Source organism: Paenibacillus algicola (assembly GCF_005577435.1).
GTDB lineage: Bacteria > Bacillota > Bacilli > Paenibacillales > Paenibacillaceae > Paenibacillus_AQ > Paenibacillus_AQ algicola.
Map to the genome: position 1 here is coordinate 1,959,282 of NZ_CP040396.1, position 16,773 is coordinate 1,976,054.

At 52.0% G+C, this 16,773-nt stretch carries 18 protein-coding genes and 1 riboswitch; all 18 genes read left to right on the forward strand.

Annotation, left to right across the window (positions count from 1 at the left end):
* The first annotated feature begins 50 nt into the window (after positions 1-50).
* The 18 genes from lysA (at position 51) to ccsB (ending at position 16,742) form a co-directional block, all read left to right on the forward strand.
* Entirely contained in the window at positions 51-1,382 is a 1,332-nt protein-coding gene (lysA, locus tag E6C60_RS08865; protein WP_138225525.1) for a diaminopimelate decarboxylase, read from the forward strand.
* Between the two features lie 171 nt (positions 1,383-1,553).
* A complete protein-coding gene (locus E6C60_RS08870) occupies positions 1,554-1,988 on the forward strand; it encodes a peptidylprolyl isomerase (protein ID WP_138225526.1) in 435 nt (144 codons plus the stop codon).
* 157 nt (positions 1,989-2,145) lie between these two features.
* Positions 2,146-2,315, forward strand: a riboswitch (FMN riboswitch).
* A 278-nt stretch (positions 2,316-2,593) separates the two neighbouring features.
* On the forward strand, positions 2,594-3,739 hold the full coding sequence (gene ribD, locus E6C60_RS08875; RefSeq protein ID WP_138225527.1) for a bifunctional diaminohydroxyphosphoribosylaminopyrimidine deaminase/5-amino-6-(5-phosphoribosylamino)uracil reductase RibD: 1,146 nt from the start codon (positions 2,594-2,596) through the stop codon (positions 3,737-3,739).
* Positions 3,740-3,742: 3 nt separating this feature from the next.
* Entirely contained in the window at positions 3,743-4,411 is a 669-nt protein-coding gene (gene ribE / locus E6C60_RS08880; RefSeq protein WP_138225528.1) for a riboflavin synthase, read from the forward strand.
* 34 nt (positions 4,412-4,445) lie between these two features.
* A complete protein-coding gene (locus E6C60_RS08885) occupies positions 4,446-5,687 on the forward strand; it encodes a bifunctional 3,4-dihydroxy-2-butanone-4-phosphate synthase/GTP cyclohydrolase II (protein WP_138225529.1) in 1,242 nt (413 codons plus the stop codon).
* Between the two features lie 89 nt (positions 5,688-5,776).
* The gene (ribH, locus tag E6C60_RS08890; protein ID WP_138225530.1) at positions 5,777-6,244 is read left to right on the forward strand and encodes a 6,7-dimethyl-8-ribityllumazine synthase; all 468 of its coding nucleotides are present in this window, start codon (positions 5,777-5,779) and stop codon (positions 6,242-6,244) included.
* 68 nt (positions 6,245-6,312) lie between these two features.
* Positions 6,313-7,104 carry a segregation and condensation protein A gene (locus E6C60_RS08895; protein ID WP_138225531.1) on the forward strand — a complete coding sequence of 264 codons (792 nt, stop codon included), beginning with the start codon at positions 6,313-6,315 and terminating at the stop codon, positions 7,102-7,104.
* A complete protein-coding gene (gene scpB, locus E6C60_RS08900) occupies positions 7,073-7,678 on the forward strand; it encodes an SMC-Scp complex subunit ScpB (RefSeq protein ID WP_138227701.1) in 606 nt (201 codons plus the stop codon). Before E6C60_RS08895 ends, scpB begins: the two co-directional genes overlap by 32 nt.
* A gap of 122 nt (positions 7,679-7,800) precedes the next feature.
* Positions 7,801-8,496 (forward strand): DUF2953 domain-containing protein, encoded by a 696-nt coding sequence (locus E6C60_RS08905; RefSeq protein WP_138225532.1) that lies wholly within the window; start codon positions 7,801-7,803, stop codon positions 8,494-8,496.
* A 129-nt stretch (positions 8,497-8,625) separates the two neighbouring features.
* On the forward strand, positions 8,626-9,093 hold the full coding sequence (ytfJ, locus tag E6C60_RS08910) for a GerW family sporulation protein (RefSeq protein ID WP_138225533.1): 468 nt from the start codon (positions 8,626-8,628) through the stop codon (positions 9,091-9,093).
* 504 nt (positions 9,094-9,597) lie between these two features.
* A complete protein-coding gene (locus E6C60_RS08915; protein WP_138227702.1) occupies positions 9,598-10,716 on the forward strand; it encodes a D-alanyl-D-alanine carboxypeptidase family protein in 1,119 nt (372 codons plus the stop codon).
* Between the two features lie 31 nt (positions 10,717-10,747).
* Positions 10,748-11,392 (forward strand): nucleoside recognition domain-containing protein, encoded by a 645-nt coding sequence (locus E6C60_RS08920; RefSeq protein WP_138225534.1) that lies wholly within the window; start codon positions 10,748-10,750, stop codon positions 11,390-11,392.
* A 5-nt stretch (positions 11,393-11,397) separates the two neighbouring features.
* Positions 11,398-11,919, forward strand: a complete 522-nt coding sequence (locus tag E6C60_RS08925; RefSeq protein ID WP_175415410.1) for a spore maturation protein — start codon at positions 11,398-11,400, stop codon at positions 11,917-11,919.
* Positions 11,920-12,014: 95 nt separating this feature from the next.
* On the forward strand, positions 12,015-12,362 hold the full coding sequence (locus E6C60_RS08930; protein WP_138225536.1) for a peptidoglycan recognition protein family protein: 348 nt from the start codon (positions 12,015-12,017) through the stop codon (positions 12,360-12,362).
* A gap of 21 nt (positions 12,363-12,383) precedes the next feature.
* Positions 12,384-13,154 carry a pseudouridine synthase gene (locus E6C60_RS08935; RefSeq protein ID WP_138225537.1) on the forward strand — a complete coding sequence of 257 codons (771 nt, stop codon included), beginning with the start codon at positions 12,384-12,386 and terminating at the stop codon, positions 13,152-13,154.
* A gap of 116 nt (positions 13,155-13,270) precedes the next feature.
* Positions 13,271-13,801, forward strand: a complete 531-nt coding sequence (locus tag E6C60_RS08940) for a redoxin domain-containing protein (protein WP_138225538.1) — start codon at positions 13,271-13,273, stop codon at positions 13,799-13,801.
* Positions 13,798-15,492 (forward strand): cytochrome c biogenesis protein ResB, encoded by a 1,695-nt coding sequence (locus E6C60_RS08945; RefSeq protein WP_138225539.1) that lies wholly within the window; start codon positions 13,798-13,800, stop codon positions 15,490-15,492. Before E6C60_RS08940 ends, E6C60_RS08945 begins: the two co-directional genes overlap by 4 nt.
* Complete coding sequence (gene ccsB, locus E6C60_RS08950; protein ID WP_138225540.1) at positions 15,489-16,742, forward strand: c-type cytochrome biogenesis protein CcsB; 1,254 nt, start codon at positions 15,489-15,491, stop codon at positions 16,740-16,742. The genes E6C60_RS08945 and ccsB overlap by 4 nt, the downstream gene beginning before the upstream one ends.
* The last annotated feature ends 31 nt before the right edge of the window (positions 16,743-16,773 follow it).

Consider the following 16,773-nt stretch of genomic DNA (forward strand, 5'->3'; position numbering starts at 1 on the left):
GAATTACTCGATTACCCATTTTTAAAATATTGATCGGAGGAATTGCAGGCATGTTTCTACACGGTACTAGCACAATCAATGAGAATGGACATCTTGAAATCGGGGGCTGTGACACTTCAGAGCTGAAAGCCCAGTATGGCACCCCTCTTTATATTGTGGATGAGCAAGCGGTCAGAGACCGGGCAAGAGAATATATCGAAGCTTTTAAGGCGTCCGGCTTGAAATTCCAGGTGGCATATGCCAGCAAGGCGTTCTGCGTTATGGCGATGTGCCGTCTGGCAGAAGAGGAAGGCATGTCCCTGGATGTTGTATCCGACGGCGAGCTGTACACAGCGCTGCAGGCGGGCTTCCCGGCAGAGCGTATTCACTTCCATGGCAACAACAAGACGATCGAAGAGATCGAGATGGCGCTGGACGCCAAGATCGGCTGCTTTGTTGTCGACAATGAGGTGGAGCTGCACATGCTTCAGGCGATTGCCGCTGAGAAGAAGGTGCAGGTTAAAATTTTGCTGCGCGTAACCCCAGGCGTTGAGGCTCACACGCATGAATATATCTCGACCGGCCAGACAGACTCCAAGTTCGGCTTTGATATTGGTAACGGCTCTGCCTTCACGGCTGTGAAGCTGGCTTCGCAGCAAGACAATCTGGAGCTGCTGGGGCTGCATTCCCATATCGGCTCCCAGATTTTTGAGGTCGAAGGCTTCCAGATGGCAGTTCAGCGTGTGGCTGAATTTGCGGCTTCGGTAAAGGAACAGCTGGGCGTAACCTTTACTGTCGTCAACCTGGGCGGCGGCTTCGGTATCCGCTACGTGGAAGGCGATACTCCGTTGCAGGTGTCCCAATATGTGAAGGCCATTACCGATGCGGTGAAGAATCACTTTGCAGGTATCGCCGAAGAGCTGCCTGAAATCTGGGTCGAGCCAGGCCGCAGTATCGTAGGCGACGCAGGTACAACACTGTACACGGTTGGCACGAGCAAGGACATTCCAGGGGTTCGGAAATATGTAGCCGTAGACGGCGGCATGACAGACAACCCGCGTCCGGCTCTGTACGAATCCCGTTATGAAGCCATTCTCGCGAACCGCGCGAACGACAAGGTGGAAGAGACGGTATCCATCGCCGGTAAATGCTGTGAGAGTGGAGATATGCTGATCTGGGATCTGGATCTGCCGAAGGTGGAGTCCGGTGATTTGCTGGCTGTAGCCTGCACAGGTGCTTATAACTATTCCATGGCCAGCAACTACAACCGGATCCGTAAGCCGGCGGTCGTATTCGTGAAGGACGGCCAAAGTGATCTTGTGGTTCGCCGCGAAAGCCTGGAGGACATCGTTCACCTGGACGTGGTGCCTGAGCGCATCAGCAAGGAAAGTGTCCTGAAGTAATTAGCATAACCAATGCATTTCTGGGATGAAGGAGGCCCCTAAGGCGCAGGCCAAGCCGGGCCTCCTTTCCTTTGGGAGAATTATACGATACAATGGACAACGTGAGTCTTTGAGAGCAGTGCTGAGGCCGCTTGATGAGCGGCTATCATACCGTAAAGGGACGTGATTGGAATGAAAAAAGGAACCATCGAACTCGAAAACGGCGGCATGGTGGAAATTGATTTTCTGCCGGAGGAAGCGCCAAACACAGTAGCAAACTTTGAGAAGCTGGCGAACAGCGGCTTTTATAACGGACTGAGCTTTCACCGTGTAATTCCGGGCTTTGTGGCTCAAGGCGGCTGCCCTGTAGGCAACGGCACGGGCGGTCCTGGCTACACCATTAACTGTGAAACAGCTACCAACACTACGAAGCATGAGACGGGTGTACTGTCCATGGCACACGCGGGACGCAACACCGGCGGCAGCCAGTTCTTCATCGTCTATTCCCCGCAGCCTCACCTGGACGGCGTGCACACTGTTTTTGGTAAAGTAACCAGCGGTATGGAGCATGTTAACAATGTGAAGCCTGGCGATAAGATGAAGGAAGTCAAGGTTTGGGAAGCGTAGAAACAATATAGCAAGGAAGCAGCCCTCTCAGGCAGTATGTGTCTGAGAGGGCTTTTTTTTGGGCTGATCCTTGCTAAGCGCTTTTCGCCTCATTGTTGCTTTATTAATTTTAAATATGGTAACATGACTTCATAGGTTGCAAAGTATAGCTGAATATCATATCCTTCGGGGCAGGGTGAAATTCCCTACCGGCGGTGATGGACGGAGAGTGCACGCTGTGCAGATGTCTCTTCGAACTCAGTCCGTGACCCGTCTCTACTTCGTAGAGCCGGTGGACCTGGTGCAAATCCGGGACCGACAGTATAGTCTGGATGGGAGAAGGAGAAGAGCGCATAGCACTTTATTTGTGCTGTGCCTCACTGAGAAATCATTGCTTTCCTGTGTGTCAAATTTCACAAAGATAACGATACAAGACTTGCCGGAGGGCATGATTGCCTTTCTCTGCTTTTCTTTGCGTTGCTTTGAGCTGTTTATCACCGGAATGATTTTTGGTGTACTCCCATTAAACATGCCCTGATCTGGATAAACCCCAGACTCAGGGCTTTTTGTATTCTTAAAGTTTCATTTTGTAACAGCTAGATCATTTCAAAGTGGGTGAATGGGCAATGCAAGTGATGAACGATGAATACTATATGGCTCTTGCCCTGGATTTGGCAGACAAAGCGCAGGGACAGACCGGAATCAACCCTGTCGTGGGCTGTGTTGTCGTGAATCAAGGCCGGCTGGCTGGTGTAGGTACTCATCTGGAGCGAGGAACGCCTCATGCCGAGGTGCATGCGCTCAATATGGCAGGGGAGCTTGCTGCAGGCAGTACGGTCTACGTTACACTGGAGCCGTGCAGCCATTATGGCAAGACGCCGCCCTGCAGTGAACGTCTGATTGCCGAAGGTGTTTCCCGCGTGGTGATTGCGATGCAGGATCCGAATCCTCAGGTCGCAGGACGAGGAATCCAGATGCTTCAGGCAGCAGGGATTCAGGTGGAGACGGGCGTCCTGGAGGCGCGCGCTGTGAGCTTGAATGAGGCTTTTATCAAATATATTACGACCGGTATGCCTTATGTTACCTTAAAGACAGCGAGCACCCTGGACGGCAAGATCGCTTCCAAGACCGGCGACAGCAAATGGATCTCAAATGCTGCATCCCGGACCAGAGTGCATACGCTAAGGCACCGGCATCAAGGAATTATGGTGGGCGTATCCACCGTGATTGCCGACAATCCGCAGCTGACCACCCGTCTGCCCGTGCCAGGTATTCATCCTATTCGGATTGTGGTGGACTCGAAGCTGCGAATTCCGATGGACAGCAAGCTGCTGCAGGATGGAATCTCACAAGTGCTGATTCTGACAACCGAGCAGAGTGATGAGGACAAAGCCAAGGCCCTGCAAGAGCTGGGGGCCGAGATTATCTACTGCGGAGCGGGACCGCGTGTCGATATGACATCAGCAATGAAGCAGCTGGGACAGCGAGAAATAGCCTCTATTCTGCTGGAGGGCGGGGGCACGCTGAACGGCTCGATGCTGGAGGAGGAGCTGGTAGACCGGATCATTCTGTTTATTGCTCCCAAAATTGCGGGAGGCCTGGGAGCACCCTCCAGCTTCATGTTCGGAGGCGTCGAGCAGATGAGCGAGGCGGTCGTCCTGGAGGATTTAAGCATGGAGCAGCTGGAGGATAATATTATGATTTCCGGCAAGCCGGTGTGGAGAAGGGAACTCCTTGACGGACAGGAAAAAAACAGCGATAAGGAGGGTTGATCCATGTTTACAGGCCTTATTGAGGAGATTGGAGAAATGCGGCGCATTGGCCGGAACGGTGAGGCTATGGTGCTTGCTATATCGGCTTCCCGGATTATGGATGATCTGAAGCTCGGCGACAGTGTCGCCGTAAATGGCGTCTGTCTGACAGCGACCTCCATAGAGAACGGGTTATTTACAGTGGATGTTATGCCGCAGACTTACCGCCATACGAATCTGCGAGTGCTGCAGGCCGGCAGTAAAGTGAACCTGGAGCGGGCAATGGCTGCGGGAAGCCGTTTCGGCGGACATATTGTTCAGGGTCATGTGGACGGCACGGGTGTAATCTCCCGGGTGAAGCCGGATCAGAATGCGGTAATGTATGAAATCGTTCCTCAGGATCGGGATATGTTCAGATATATTATTCCACAGGGCTCCGTAACCCTGGACGGAATCAGTCTTACGGTGGTGGATACGACCGAGAGCAGCTTTACGGTATCCATTATTCCCCATACGCTTGAGGAGACGGTGCTGGCTTTAAAGAAGGCCGGAGATTCCGTCAATATTGAGAATGACATTCTGGGCAAATACGTAGATCACCTGCTTCACTACGGATCTCGTACATCAGGTCATCACAAAAGCAAATCTAGCTCTGTCAGCATGGATTATTTGGCGGAACACGGATTCGCATGAGATACAAAAGCACACAAGAAGGAGGAGGGTTGACATGCAAGAGCCGTTTCAGTTCCACTCCATTGCCGAAGCGATGGAGGATTTGATGAATGGTAAGGTCGTCATCGTCGTCGATGATGAAGACCGGGAGAATGAAGGGGATTTTGTAGCGCTGGCAGAAAAAGCGACACCTGAGGTCATCAATTTCATGATTCGTGAAGGCCGGGGCTTGGTCTGTATGCCTATGACGGCGGAGCGGGCACAGGAGCTGGACCTTAAACCGATGGTGGCGCAGAATACAGATTTTCACGGTACGGCCTTCACGGTTTCCATCGATCATGTTCAGACGACGACCGGGATTTCAGCTATGGAGCGCTCTATGACGGTACAAGGTATCATGGATCCCACAGCCGGACCTTTCCATTTTCGCCGGCCGGGGCATATGTTTCCACTGATTGCGAAGCAGGGCGGGGTGCTGCGCCGCGCGGGGCATACTGAGGCCGCTGTCGACTTGGCCCGGATGTGCGGGTCCTACCCGGCAGGCGTTATTTGTGAGATTATTAAGGAAGATGGAAGTATGGCGAGGCTGCCTGATCTGGTCGAAATCGCCCGTAAATTTGACCTGAAGCTGATCAGCATCAAGGATATGATCCAGTATCGCAATGCAACCGAGAAGCTAGTGAATCGAGAGGTTTCAGTACGCATGCCGACAGATTATGGTGTGTTTCAGGCCGTAGCTTACAGTAATGACGTGGATCATAAAGAGCATGTAGCTCTCGTGAAGGGTGAGATTGACGGAGAGAAGCCGGTTCTGGTCCGGGTGCACTCCGAATGTCTCACAGGGGATGTGTTTCACTCCCACCGCTGTGACTGCGGTCCGCAGTTTGAAGCTGCACTCCGGCAGATCCATGAAGCGGGCAATGGCGTGCTGCTGTATATGCGGCAGGAGGGCCGGGGCATCGGCTTGATTAATAAGCTGAAGGCCTACAAGCTGCAGGAGGAAGGGCTGGACACCGTCGATGCCAATCTCAAGCTGGGCTTTCCCGCTGATTTGCGCGATTACGGCATTGGCGCACAGATCCTGAAGGATTTAGGGATTCGCCAGATCCGACTGCTGACCAACAATCCCCGCAAGATTAAAGGCCTGGAGGGCTATGGGCTGGAGGTCGTGGAGCGGGTCCCGATTCAGATGCCGGAGAATGAGGATAACACCAGTTATCTTCATACGAAGCAGATGAAGCTGGGTCATATGCTGACCTTTGATGATATTGAGCAAAATGAGGACCAGAACCGCTGATCTGCGACAGTAACCGCAATTGTGAAAGCACCAGCTGATGTTTACTCTTTTAATTCATATAAAATTCATATAAAGAAAGGTTGATATTCATGGCAAATGTATTTGAAGGAAATCTCGTCTCCGAGGGACTGCGCTACGGCATCGTGGTAGGGCGCTTTAACGAATTTATTACGAGCAAGCTGCTGGGCGGTGCGCTGGATGCACTGAAGCGCCACGGTGTGAAGGAGGAGGAAACAGATGTGGCATGGGTACCGGGAGCCTTTGAAATTCCTCTGATCGCCCAAAAAATGGCGGAAAGCGGCAAATACGATGCCATCATTACGCTTGGGACGGTCATTCGCGGCTCTACTACACACTATGATTACGTGTGCAACGAGGTAGCCAAGGGAGTTTCCGCGATCAACCTGAAGACCGGCGTACCGACCATTTTCGGTGTTGTAACGACAGAGAACATCGAGCAGGCCATTGAGCGGGCAGGCACGAAGGCCGGGAACAAGGGCTGGGATTCTGCAATGGCCGCAATTGAAATGGCGAACTTGACGAAACAGCTAAAATAGTGCTTATTTAATGTAGTGCTCTTTTACAGGGCACTGCATTTTATTTTTTTGTGGCGGGAGGATGGATTGTGACCGTATTGTACAAGCTGGAGACCTTCGAAGGACCGCTGGATCTGCTGCTGCATTTGATTGATCAAGCGGAAATCGATATCCAGAATATCCCCGTCAGTGAGATCACGGAACAGTACATGACGTATCTGCAGAGCATGAAGGAGCTGGAGCTGGAAATTACGAGTGAATTTCTGGTGATGGCTGCCACACTGCTGTCGATCAAGAGCAAAATGCTGCTGCCCAAGCCGCCGGTCATCGAAATGGATGACTTTGATATGGACATGGAGGATGATTTTGATCCCCGTGCAGAGCTGGTGCAGCGGCTGATTGAATATCGAAAGTATAAGGGCATTGCCCAGCATCTGCACGAGAAGGAATGGGAGCGCAGTCTGATTTATTCCAAAGAGCCGGAGGATCTGTCGCCGTATATGCCGATCGCCGAGGAGAATCCCGTCCAGGGGCTGCATGCCTCGGATCTGATTGCTGCCTTTCAGCGAGCCTTGAGCAAGGCAGTTAAGCGCACCTCCTATGCCCGCATCCAGCGGGATGAAATCTCGGTCAAGGACCGGATTCGGGAAGTAGTAAACGTTCTTGCATCTCAAGGGCCGGGAGGCCGGGTTCTGTTCTCCAGGCTGCTCCATGAGGACATGGTGCGCCATGAGATTGTGGTTACGTTTCTGGCGATACTGGAACTAATGAAGATGAAGCAGATTTTCGCTTTTCAGGAGAAGCTGTTTGATGACATCGTGATGGAGTGGAGAGGGGAAGTCAAGTTTGATGGATTTACCGAAGCTGAAATCACTTATTGAAGGCCTTTTGTTTCTCTCGGGAGAAGAAGGGCTGTCCGTGAAGCAGCTGGCCGAAATTACCGAGCAGTCGGCAAAACGGATTACCGATGCGCTGGAGGAGCTGAAGGCGGATTGCGAAGCGGGAGGGCGAGGCCTTCAAATTGTACGGATTGCAGGCAGCTACAAGCTGGCGACGCGGGCAGAGCATGCCGAGTATTTCGAGCGGCTGGCATATTCGCCTTCCAGATCCTCGTTATCTCAGGCCGCACTCGAGACGCTGGCAATTGTGGCCTACCGGCAGCCCATTACCCGAGTGGAGATCGAAGAGATCCGCGGGGTTAAGGCAGAGCGAGCCATCCAGACCTTGTCCAACAAGGGTCTAATCGTTGAAGTGGGGCGCGCAGAGGCCATCGGCCGACCGATCCTGTATGGAACGACCAAGGCTTTTCTTGATTATTTTGGCCTGGGCAGCATTCAGGATTTGCCGGAGCCTTCACAGTTTGAGGGCGATGGCGACAGCCTGGAAGAGGAAACCCAAATGCTGTTTGACAAGCTGGATGAGCAGCAGCTTACTTTGGATGACGTCAATTCATAATGTGGACTACCTAGAGCCCGGGCTTCCCGGGCTTTTTGACATGCCGTATGATTTCTTTCGTAATTGCCATACTAACCCAGAGAAAAGACAGGCAGTAAGAATCTGGTGCTGGAGGGCATGATATGAATGCATGGGTTGTTGGTGGCTTATTTGTAGGAGGATTGCTGCTGGTGTGTGCCTGCCTTGTGCTGGGTTCGACCGTAAAGCTGGGGATTCGGATCAAGCTGGCAGCCCGTCAGTACTCCATGGTCATTCATATTCATTCCTTATACGGCTTGTTCAAGAAGACGCTGGAGCTGCCTCTGCATTCCTTCAAAGAGGAAGTGGTAGAGGAGCAGCAGCCGCCTTCACGCTTCTTCGGGAAATGGATCGATCCGTCGGGTAAATCCGATCCCGATGCACGCTCCCGCCTGGCCTTTCAGGATATGAAGAAGCTGCTTCAGGCTACGGACGGGTTCAAGACATGGATGCTGAGGTCGGTTCGGATCTTCAACGTGTCTTCCGTGTTCTGGTCTACAAGCCTTGCCCTCGATGATGCAGCTCAAACGGCCACCGCTTCAGGAGCTCTGTGGGGGATCAAGCATATGATCCTTGGCTGGCTGTCGTATCATGTGAAGCTGCATGGCAAGCCGGAGCTGTTTATTATTCCGGATTTTAACGGGCCGCCGCAGCTGTCAAGTGCTCTGGATGTCGATCTGCGCGTAAAGGTATATGCCCTGGTGAAGGCGGGGCTTGCGCTGTGGATTCGGGTGTGGAGAGTGGAAGGCGGACTTCGGACCTGGAAAAACACCCTGCAGCGAGAGCTGGATCAAGCTTGAGGCCATGAAACATCGGCATCATCCTTGGGTCGGCAGGAATCGGCATTACATAGTCTGTTTGCATTAGGGGATGATAAACAGCAGGACCTACTTAAGGCTATATCAAAACAGCGTAAAGGAGTAATGATCATGTCCGATCACCCGATTCAAGGCTTGATGCAGACCGCGATGGAAAATATTAAAGCAATGGTCGATGTGAACACCATTGTCGGAGATCCAGTCAATACACCGGACGGTACGGTAATTCTTCCGATCAGCAAGGTTGCCTTCGGTTTCGCTGCAGGCGGCAGTGATTATAATTCCAGTTCCGACGGTTCACCGAACGGCGGGACACAGAACGGCGGAAAGGCGACACTGCCTTTTGGCGGCGGCAGCGGCGGCGGCGTATCGATCCGGCCGATTGCGTTTCTCGTAGTCGGCAAGGATGGCGTTCACATCGTTCCGCTGGACAACCAGACGCATCTGTTCGAGCGTATTATTGACTCGACGCCTTACCTGCTGGAGCAGATTCAGTCCATGTTCCAAAGCAGCAATCAGGGGAATGAAACCGCGAAGGATGCTTCTGGTTCCCAGAACGGTAACGGCCATTCCCATTAAGCCGAGCCCAGCTACAGCGAAGGGGCTGTCCCCGAAGTAGTTTTTTGAATGACGAGACAGTTCTCTTTATGAAAAATTAGGCCAGTAATGAAGAAATGGCGATGTTGGGGAGGTTATCCCTGCATCGCCATTTCTGACTTTTGGTCTATTACCGCCTTCTTGAGCAACAAGGGGATTGCATGGAATGTCGTCTTCTAAATCCATGTAGAGATAAAGCTGATCCATGCACGAATCAGCGGAGAGGACGAAACGAGCATCTCTCAACAACAAACGAGGCCATCCCGCAAGACCCTAGATCTTTTGGGATAGCCTCTTTTTTGTGTTTGGTGAGCATAAGGACATACCTGCAGCCTGTCCCGCATATACTTGTACAACATATCACTTTAGCGGAGGATTCCCATGAAAATAAAACGTAACTTGCAGCTTAGACTGGCTTCCACATGGCTTCTCGGAGTGCTGCTCCTGCTCGGACCTGCAGGCTTGCCTTTCCCGTTCAGTCTGGCTATGACTGTGCATGCCGAGCGTGTAGAGCAGCAACTCGCAATGCCATCTCCACCGGGTAATTACGCGGAATCGGCAGCACTGATTGACGTCAGCTCCGGCAGGCTGCTGTACAGTAAAGAAGGCAACAAAAGGATGCGTGTCGCCAGTCTGACCAAAATCATGACGGCAATCGTCGCGATTGAGCATGGAGATTTGAAATCCCAGGTGAAGGTGAGCAAGAATGCTTTCGGCAAAGAAGGCTCCTCATTATTTCTAAAGCTTGGTGAGGAGATGCTGCTGGAGCATATGCTGTACGGGTTAATGCTGAGGTCAGGCAATGATGCAGCTACGGCTATCGCAGAGCATGTCGGCGGCTCAGAGGAGGGCTTTGTGCTGCTTATGAACGAGAAGGCGGCTGAGCTGGGGATGACGGGGTCCCATTTTATGAATCCGCACGGACTCGACCATGATGAGCACTATTCAACGGCTAACGATATGGCCAAGCTTACGGCTTACGCGCTGCACAATCCCGATTTCGCCGAGATCGTCAAGACCGAGGTCAAGAAGGCGCCCAACCCGAATGAGAGCTGGGATTATAAGTGGAGCAACAAAAATAAAATGCTGCATCTGTATGAAGGTGCTGACGGCGTCAAGACCGGCTATACGAAAAAAGCATTACGCTGCCTTGTCAGCTCGGCCACGAGAAACGGACAGCAGCTGGCCGTTGTCACCCTTAATGATGGGAACGACTGGAATGATCACGGCAAGCTGCTGGATTACGGCTTTGAGCATTTTCAGCTGCATCAGCTGATTCAGGAGGGCCAAGCGGTTCAAGGACAGCCGCTGAAAGCCGGGAACCGCTTTGCCTATGCACTGCTGCCGGCAGAGCAGGCGCTTGTCAAGAACAAGCTCGTCCTGCACAAAGCGGTGGAGCCGGATCTGTCGTTCGGGAGAAGAGGGTATATCGAGCTGTCGCTGCATGGTGAAGTGATCGGACGGGTGCCGGTGTACGAAGAAGGCAGCTTGATTCCAAAAGAGCAGCAGGATGAGGAGCATGCACGCGAAACCTGGCACCAAACAGAGAAGCAAGGCTTCTTAAGGTCTGCAGGGATTGTGCTCCGCAAGTTCTTGGGAGATTAAAGAAGGATCATGTCCGAAAGGGGGAACTAGGATGATAAATGTCATCTGGATGGGAATGATCTTGATCGGATTTATCTTTTCCGCCGTGAACGGGAACATCGAGGACGTTACCAAAGCCGTCTTCGATGGAGCTCAGACTGGCGTAACCGTATCCTTTGGCTTGATCAGTATTATGGTGTTTTGGCTGGGATTAATGAGGCTGGCAGAGGATTCGGGCCTCCTGGCGAAGATCGCCCGGTTAATGGGACCGGTAGTAAGGTATTTATTTCCTGACATCCCGAAAAATCATCCAGCCTTCGGCTACATTCTATCTAATATGAGCGCAAATCTGTTTGGCCTCGGCAATGCAGCAACACCAATGGGAATCAAGGCCATGCAGGAGCTGCAGAAGCTGAATCCGGACAAGGAGCAGGCCTCCCCGGCTATGTGCACCTTGCTGGCATTGAACACCGCGAGCATCACCTTGATTCCGACGACGCTAATCGCGATAAGGATGAATTATCATTCCGCTAACCCCGCTGAAATTGTAGGCACGACGCTGATGGCGACAGCGGTCGCTACGCTGGCGGCAATTATGGCTGACCGCTGGTGCAGGCATCGGCTCATCTCACAATCGAAAAAGAAAAAGCCTCCGGCCTGGCCTCATACCCCGAAAGAGGGTGACGCCCCGTGCTAGAGCTGATGAATCTCATCTCTGTCTGGATGATTCCGATCGTGATTGCCTTTATCCCATTGTTCGCTTTCGCCCGCAGGGTACTGGTCTATGAAACCTTCGTGGATGGTGCCAAGGACGGCTTCTCGACCGCCATATCCATCATCCCGCATCTTGTCGGTATGATGGTGGCCATTAGTGTGTTCCGCGCTTCCGGCGCGCTGGAGGCCATGACCTCCTGGATGGGCCCGTTTCTGCTGGGTCTTGGCGTACCGCCGGAAATCATGCCATTGGGTCTGCTTCGCCCGCTGACCGGAACGGGCTCCCTGGCCTATACGACCGAGCTGATCCATGTCTACGGGCCGGACTCCATCATCGGCCGGATTGCCTCCACCATTCAGGGCAGCACGGATACTACGCTATATGTACTCACTGTATATTTTGGCGCGGTCGGGATCCGAAAGGGTCGGTATGCCTTGAAGGTCGGCTTGTTCTCGGACATCATCGGATTTATTGCTGCCATCTTTTTTTGCCTGCTTGTCTTCGGATAAGGAGGCTTTTTAATTATTTCATAGTGACAGGTATCCATACGCCCTGACCCTCTGTCTCATATACTGTGGCATGTCAGAGGAAATGGAGGGCTCCTATGAATTTCGAAGGCTTTATTATCCACCACACGGCTTGTACGGAACGAGATCATCAGGAGGAGGATTGGGATTTTATGATTTTGAGGGATGGGTCGGTAAAAGCTGCCCCGTCACTTCGGCACCCTGAATATATTCATATCTGTCTGGAGGGTGACTTTAATCTGGAATATAGCTTAATGGATTTCTACCAAAAAAGGCAGCTGTTTCAAGCCAGCAAAATCATTATTGAGCTGTCCCGGCGCTATGAGATTTCTCCGTTATATTTATTTCCGCACCACGACACCTGTCCCGGTATCAATTTCCCATGGAATGCGCTTGTGATTTATCCCGCAGGTGGGTATCATTAGGGATGAGGTGACCTAACAAACATGGAGAGATTACAAAAAATCATGGCACAGGCCGGGATAGCCTCCAGGCGTAAGTGTGAAGAGCTTATTCTGGGCGGCAAGGTGCAGGTGAACGGTGAGACCGTGACAGCACTCGGCACGAAAGCAGACCCGGATCAGGACGAAATTACGGTATCCGGAAAGCCGATCAAGAATGAGAAGAAAGTCTATGTCATGCTGAATAAACCGAAAGGCGTTATTACCAGCGCTTCCGATCCGGAAGGCCGTAAGATCGTATCGGATTATTTGAAGGGCGTGCGTGAGCGCGTCTATCCGATCGGACGGCTGGACTATGATACGGAAGGGCTTTTGCTGCTTACGAATGATGGCGAATTTGCGAACTTGCTGAGCCATCCGAAGTATCATGTTCCGAAGACTTATCTGGCAACGGTTAAGGGAGTTCCCCACGGGGAGGGGCTGGACAAGCTTCGTCAGGGTATTATGCTGGAGGACGGCATGACCTCGCCGGCAGAAGTGGAATACAAGGATGTCGATCCTGACAACAAGCAGGCCGTCATTTCAATTACCATTCATGAGGGACGTAACCGACAGGTCCGCCGGATGTTCGAGGCGATCAACCATCCGGTAATCCGGCTAAAGCGTATCTCTTATGGAGATTTGCTGCTGCAAAATTTAAAGCGGGGCATCTATCGCCACCTGACACCAGATGAGATTAACAGGCTGGTTCAGATGGCAATGTCCGCCAAAAACAGCAAGCCTGAGGGGAAACGACCTCCACGGCGCAGAACCTGACACATAATTTTCAAATTGGCTTCCTGTTTTATTGACAATCTTCGTTATAATGTTCATAGGATGTTCACACCTTATGGAGTTCATGATGAAGGTTGTCATAGAAAGGATGCTGCAGCATGACAGGTAACACGAAAAAATGGGTACAAGTTTTCATCCTGCTGGCAATCGTCCTGCTGGGTGTTTATGCTGTAACGACCGTCGTTACAGGAAAGAATAGTGCCCCCAAGGCTGGGGATGACGTGCCGGGCTATAAGCTGCTCGGAATGGACGGAGCCGTCCACACGATGGACGAGATGGAGGGCAAGGCGAGGGTCATTAATTTCTGGGGGACCTACTGCGAGCCCTGCGTCCGGGAAATGCCCGCCCTGCAGGAGCAATGGTTGAAATGGAAGGACCAGGATGTGGTCATTGTCGGCATTAATGTGGGGGAGAAGCCCATGGTGGTCGAGAATTTTGCAGCCAAGATGGGTGTGGAATTTCCGATTCTCATGGATCCGGACCGCAAGGCTGTCGAAAGCTTTAGAGTGGGGCCGATGCCGACCACTTTTTTTGTGACGCCGGATGGAAAGATTGACCGCATTACCATCGGAGAGCTGAACATTGACACCCTGGATAAACAGATCGGGCAGTTGGTGAATGCGAAATGAATGAGCAAACAGGTAACAGCCGCATCCAGAATACAAAATGCGAGTGCGGCCATCAGAATCCGGTCGGCACCGTGCTGTGCGAGGCGTGCGGCAAGCCGCTGAACGAGGAAGCCGCGGCGCAGGACCTTTTGGAGATGCGTTATGACGGCGTCGCCAGACGCTCGCAGAAGGACAACCCCGGGGTTATTGACCGCGTATGGAATTTTTTCTCCTCGGTGAAAGTGGCGATCTATTTAATTACGATCACGACCATCGGTGCCATGCTGGGCTCGATCTATCCTCAGGAAAGCACCTTTTTGAATATTGATGCGTCTGTTTATTACCAAGAAAACTATGGGCAGCTGGGCCATATTTATTATCTGCTCGGTTTATCCCATACATATACGTCCTGGTGGTTTGTGCTGCTGCTGGTTCTGATCGGGGCTTCGCTCGTCATCTGCAGCCTGGATCGGGTACTGCCTCTGTACAAGGCACTGAGCCGTCAGCGGATTCCAAAGCATCTGTCCTTCCTGAAGCGGCAGCGTGTGAGTCTTGAGGCTGACATTCATGGAGACGGAGTGCAGTGGGTGGAGCATGTGGCCCCCAAAATCCGCAAAAAAGGATACAGGGTCCGCACGGACGGGTCAACACTGCTTGCAGAGAAGCAGCGCTTCAGCCGGTGGGGTCCTTATGTGCTTCATATTGGCTTGATCGTCTTCCTGCTAGCTGTGCTCGCTAGAGGACTTCCGGGTCTTCATATGGACACGCATATGGCGTTTCCGGAAGGCCAGCCCAAGCTCATCCCGGATACGAGCTACTATTTGCAGAATGACGGGTTTTCGGTGCAGTTTTACAGTGAAGAGGATCTCCCGAAGGAATTTCAGGGCAAAGGCAAGATTCTGCCCGAGAAATTTGAAACCAAGGCTATCCTTTATGAATGCCTTGCGGGCTGTGAGCTTGGAGAGGAGCCTCAGCTGAAGGAAGTCATGCGTCACAATATTGAAGTCAACCATCCCTTGAATTATGAAGGCTTGAAGGCCTACCAATTTGACTACGATCTCACGCCGACTCTCATCTCGGTGACGCCAGCTTTGACTGACGCGGTGACCGGAGAAGAATATGGGACGTTCAAGCTGGACATGAACTATCCGGAGAAGGCTTACAAGGTCGGGCCCTATACGCTGACCGTGAAGGATCTCTATACGGATTTCGGCTTGAATGCGGATGGAAAGCCGGCCAACATGTCGTCGAATCCGAACGCGCCTGCCTTTTTGTTCTTGATCGAGGGTCCTGATCTGCCTGAGACGGGAGTCCAGTATTTCTACTTTCCGAAACAGATTGATAAGGAACGCTTTCAGCAGGATGCTCTGAACAGGCAGCTGGGCGGGGGAGAGCTGAAATTTGATCTTCAGGTATCGTCAATGGAGAATGTCGAGCTTTCAGAATCGACGACCTATCTCAACATTCGGATTGATAAGGCGATGCCGTTTGTGTGGGTTGGAGCAGGCATCGGCATGCTGGGTCTGGTGCTGGGCTTTTATTTTCAGCATCGGCGGATTTGGCTCCGGGTGGATCACGGCGTATTGACGTTGGGCGCTCATACGAACAAGAACTGGTTCGGCTTGAGGAGAGAAATTGCTGCGGTCCTTAAAGAGATGGATCTGGACGTAGATGAGAAGTCATTGGTAAATAACGGGGGGAGCAAAGCATGACATTAATAGATTTTAGCAGTGATGCCTTTATCGCAGCTTTTTTCTTATACTGCCTGGCCTTTACCTTTTATGGGGTTGCGGTCATGGGCAAGCGTTTTCGAAAGCGGGATCCTGAGGTCCATTTGGCCAAGTGGGGAAAAATAGCTTTTTACACCGCGGTTCTGGGTCTTATTGGTCACCTGACCTATTTCATAACCCGATGGATCTGGGCCGGCCATGTGCCGGTCAGCAATATGTATGAATTTATGACCTTTTTATCCATGTCTATTATGGTGGCCTTTATTGTGCTATACATGCTTTATAAGAAATCGCTGCTGGGCCTGTTTGCACTGCCGCTGACGATTTTGATTATGGCTTACGCAGCTGTATTTCCTCAAGAGGTACAGCCGCTGATTCCTTCGCTGCAGTCCTACTGGCTTGGCATTCATGTCACCATGGCTTCCTTGGGAGATGCATTCTTCGCGGTGGGCTTTATTGCAGGTCTGATGCACTTGCTTCGCACAGTAAACTTCAGCAGTGCCGAGCGATCAGATCGCAAAGAACAGCGATGGCTGGAATTTTGTATGTTCCTGATCGTGGTTATGATCGGATTTATGGTATCTGTCTACAGCTTCCGTGCGGCGGGATATGAGGCTTCCTTTTCCCAGGTTCAATGGAATGAAAAGCTGCAGCAGGATCAGACCGTTCAGGTGGAGTATGATATGCCGCCGATCGTATCACCCTATAACAGTGAGACTATCGCCTTCGACAGCTTCTTGGGCATGAGCAAGCCGCTGTTTCAGGCGCCGTCCTGGATGGAGGGCATCAATGCGGCCCGCAAGCTGAATACGGTGCTCTGGTCTATCCTGAGCGGCTTGGTATTATATGCTTTGATTCGCGTTCTCCTGCGCAAACCTATTGCCCAGTTTATTCAGCCGGCATTGAACCGGCTCGATCCGGATGATCTGGATGAGATCAGCTACCGGGCTATCGCGATCGGCTTCCCGATCTTTACCCTGGGAGGTCTGATCTTCGCCATGATCTGGGCCGAAATTGCCTGGGGCCGATTCTGGGGCTGGGATCCGAAAGAAGTGTGGGCGCTCATTACCTGGCTGTTTTACAGCATTTACCTCCACCTTCGCCTGTCTCGAGGCTGGCAGGGCAAGAACTCCTCCTGGCTGAGTGTGCTCGGTTTTATCGTGGTCATGTTTACGCTGGTGGGTGTCAACTTAATTATTGCAGGCCTGCATTCCTACGCAGGTACGGAATAATATTCAAGTAAAGAATAAGTGGTTAACAAAT

Coding starts and splice junctions, on each gene's coding strand:
- ccsB (WP_138225540.1), top strand. CDS start 15,489: ATGACATTAATAGATTTTAGCAGTGATGCCTTTATCGCAGCTTTTTTC.
- scpB (WP_138227701.1), top strand. CDS start 7,073: ATGGATTTACCGAAGCTGAAATCACTTATTGAAGGCCTTTTGTTTCTC.
- E6C60_RS08945 (WP_138225539.1), top strand. CDS start 13,798: ATGAATGAGCAAACAGGTAACAGCCGCATCCAGAATACAAAATGCGAG.
- ytfJ (WP_138225533.1), top strand. CDS start 8,626: ATGTCCGATCACCCGATTCAAGGCTTGATGCAGACCGCGATGGAAAAT.
- E6C60_RS08935 (WP_138225537.1), top strand. CDS start 12,384: ATGGAGAGATTACAAAAAATCATGGCACAGGCCGGGATAGCCTCCAGG.
- lysA (WP_138225525.1), top strand. CDS start 51: ATGTTTCTACACGGTACTAGCACAATCAATGAGAATGGACATCTTGAA.
- E6C60_RS08885 (WP_138225529.1), top strand. CDS start 4,446: ATGCAAGAGCCGTTTCAGTTCCACTCCATTGCCGAAGCGATGGAGGAT.
- E6C60_RS08930 (WP_138225536.1), top strand. CDS start 12,015: ATGAATTTCGAAGGCTTTATTATCCACCACACGGCTTGTACGGAACGA.
- E6C60_RS08940 (WP_138225538.1), top strand. CDS start 13,271: ATGACAGGTAACACGAAAAAATGGGTACAAGTTTTCATCCTGCTGGCA.
- E6C60_RS08905 (WP_138225532.1), top strand. CDS start 7,801: ATGAATGCATGGGTTGTTGGTGGCTTATTTGTAGGAGGATTGCTGCTG.
- E6C60_RS08925 (WP_175415410.1), top strand. CDS start 11,398: ATGAATCTCATCTCTGTCTGGATGATTCCGATCGTGATTGCCTTTATC.
- E6C60_RS08915 (WP_138227702.1), top strand. CDS start 9,598: ATGACTGTGCATGCCGAGCGTGTAGAGCAGCAACTCGCAATGCCATCT.
- E6C60_RS08870 (WP_138225526.1), top strand. CDS start 1,554: ATGAAAAAAGGAACCATCGAACTCGAAAACGGCGGCATGGTGGAAATT.
- E6C60_RS08920 (WP_138225534.1), top strand. CDS start 10,748: ATGATAAATGTCATCTGGATGGGAATGATCTTGATCGGATTTATCTTT.
- ribE (WP_138225528.1), top strand. CDS start 3,743: ATGTTTACAGGCCTTATTGAGGAGATTGGAGAAATGCGGCGCATTGGC.
- ribH (WP_138225530.1), top strand. CDS start 5,777: ATGGCAAATGTATTTGAAGGAAATCTCGTCTCCGAGGGACTGCGCTAC.
- ribD (WP_138225527.1), top strand. CDS start 2,594: ATGCAAGTGATGAACGATGAATACTATATGGCTCTTGCCCTGGATTTG.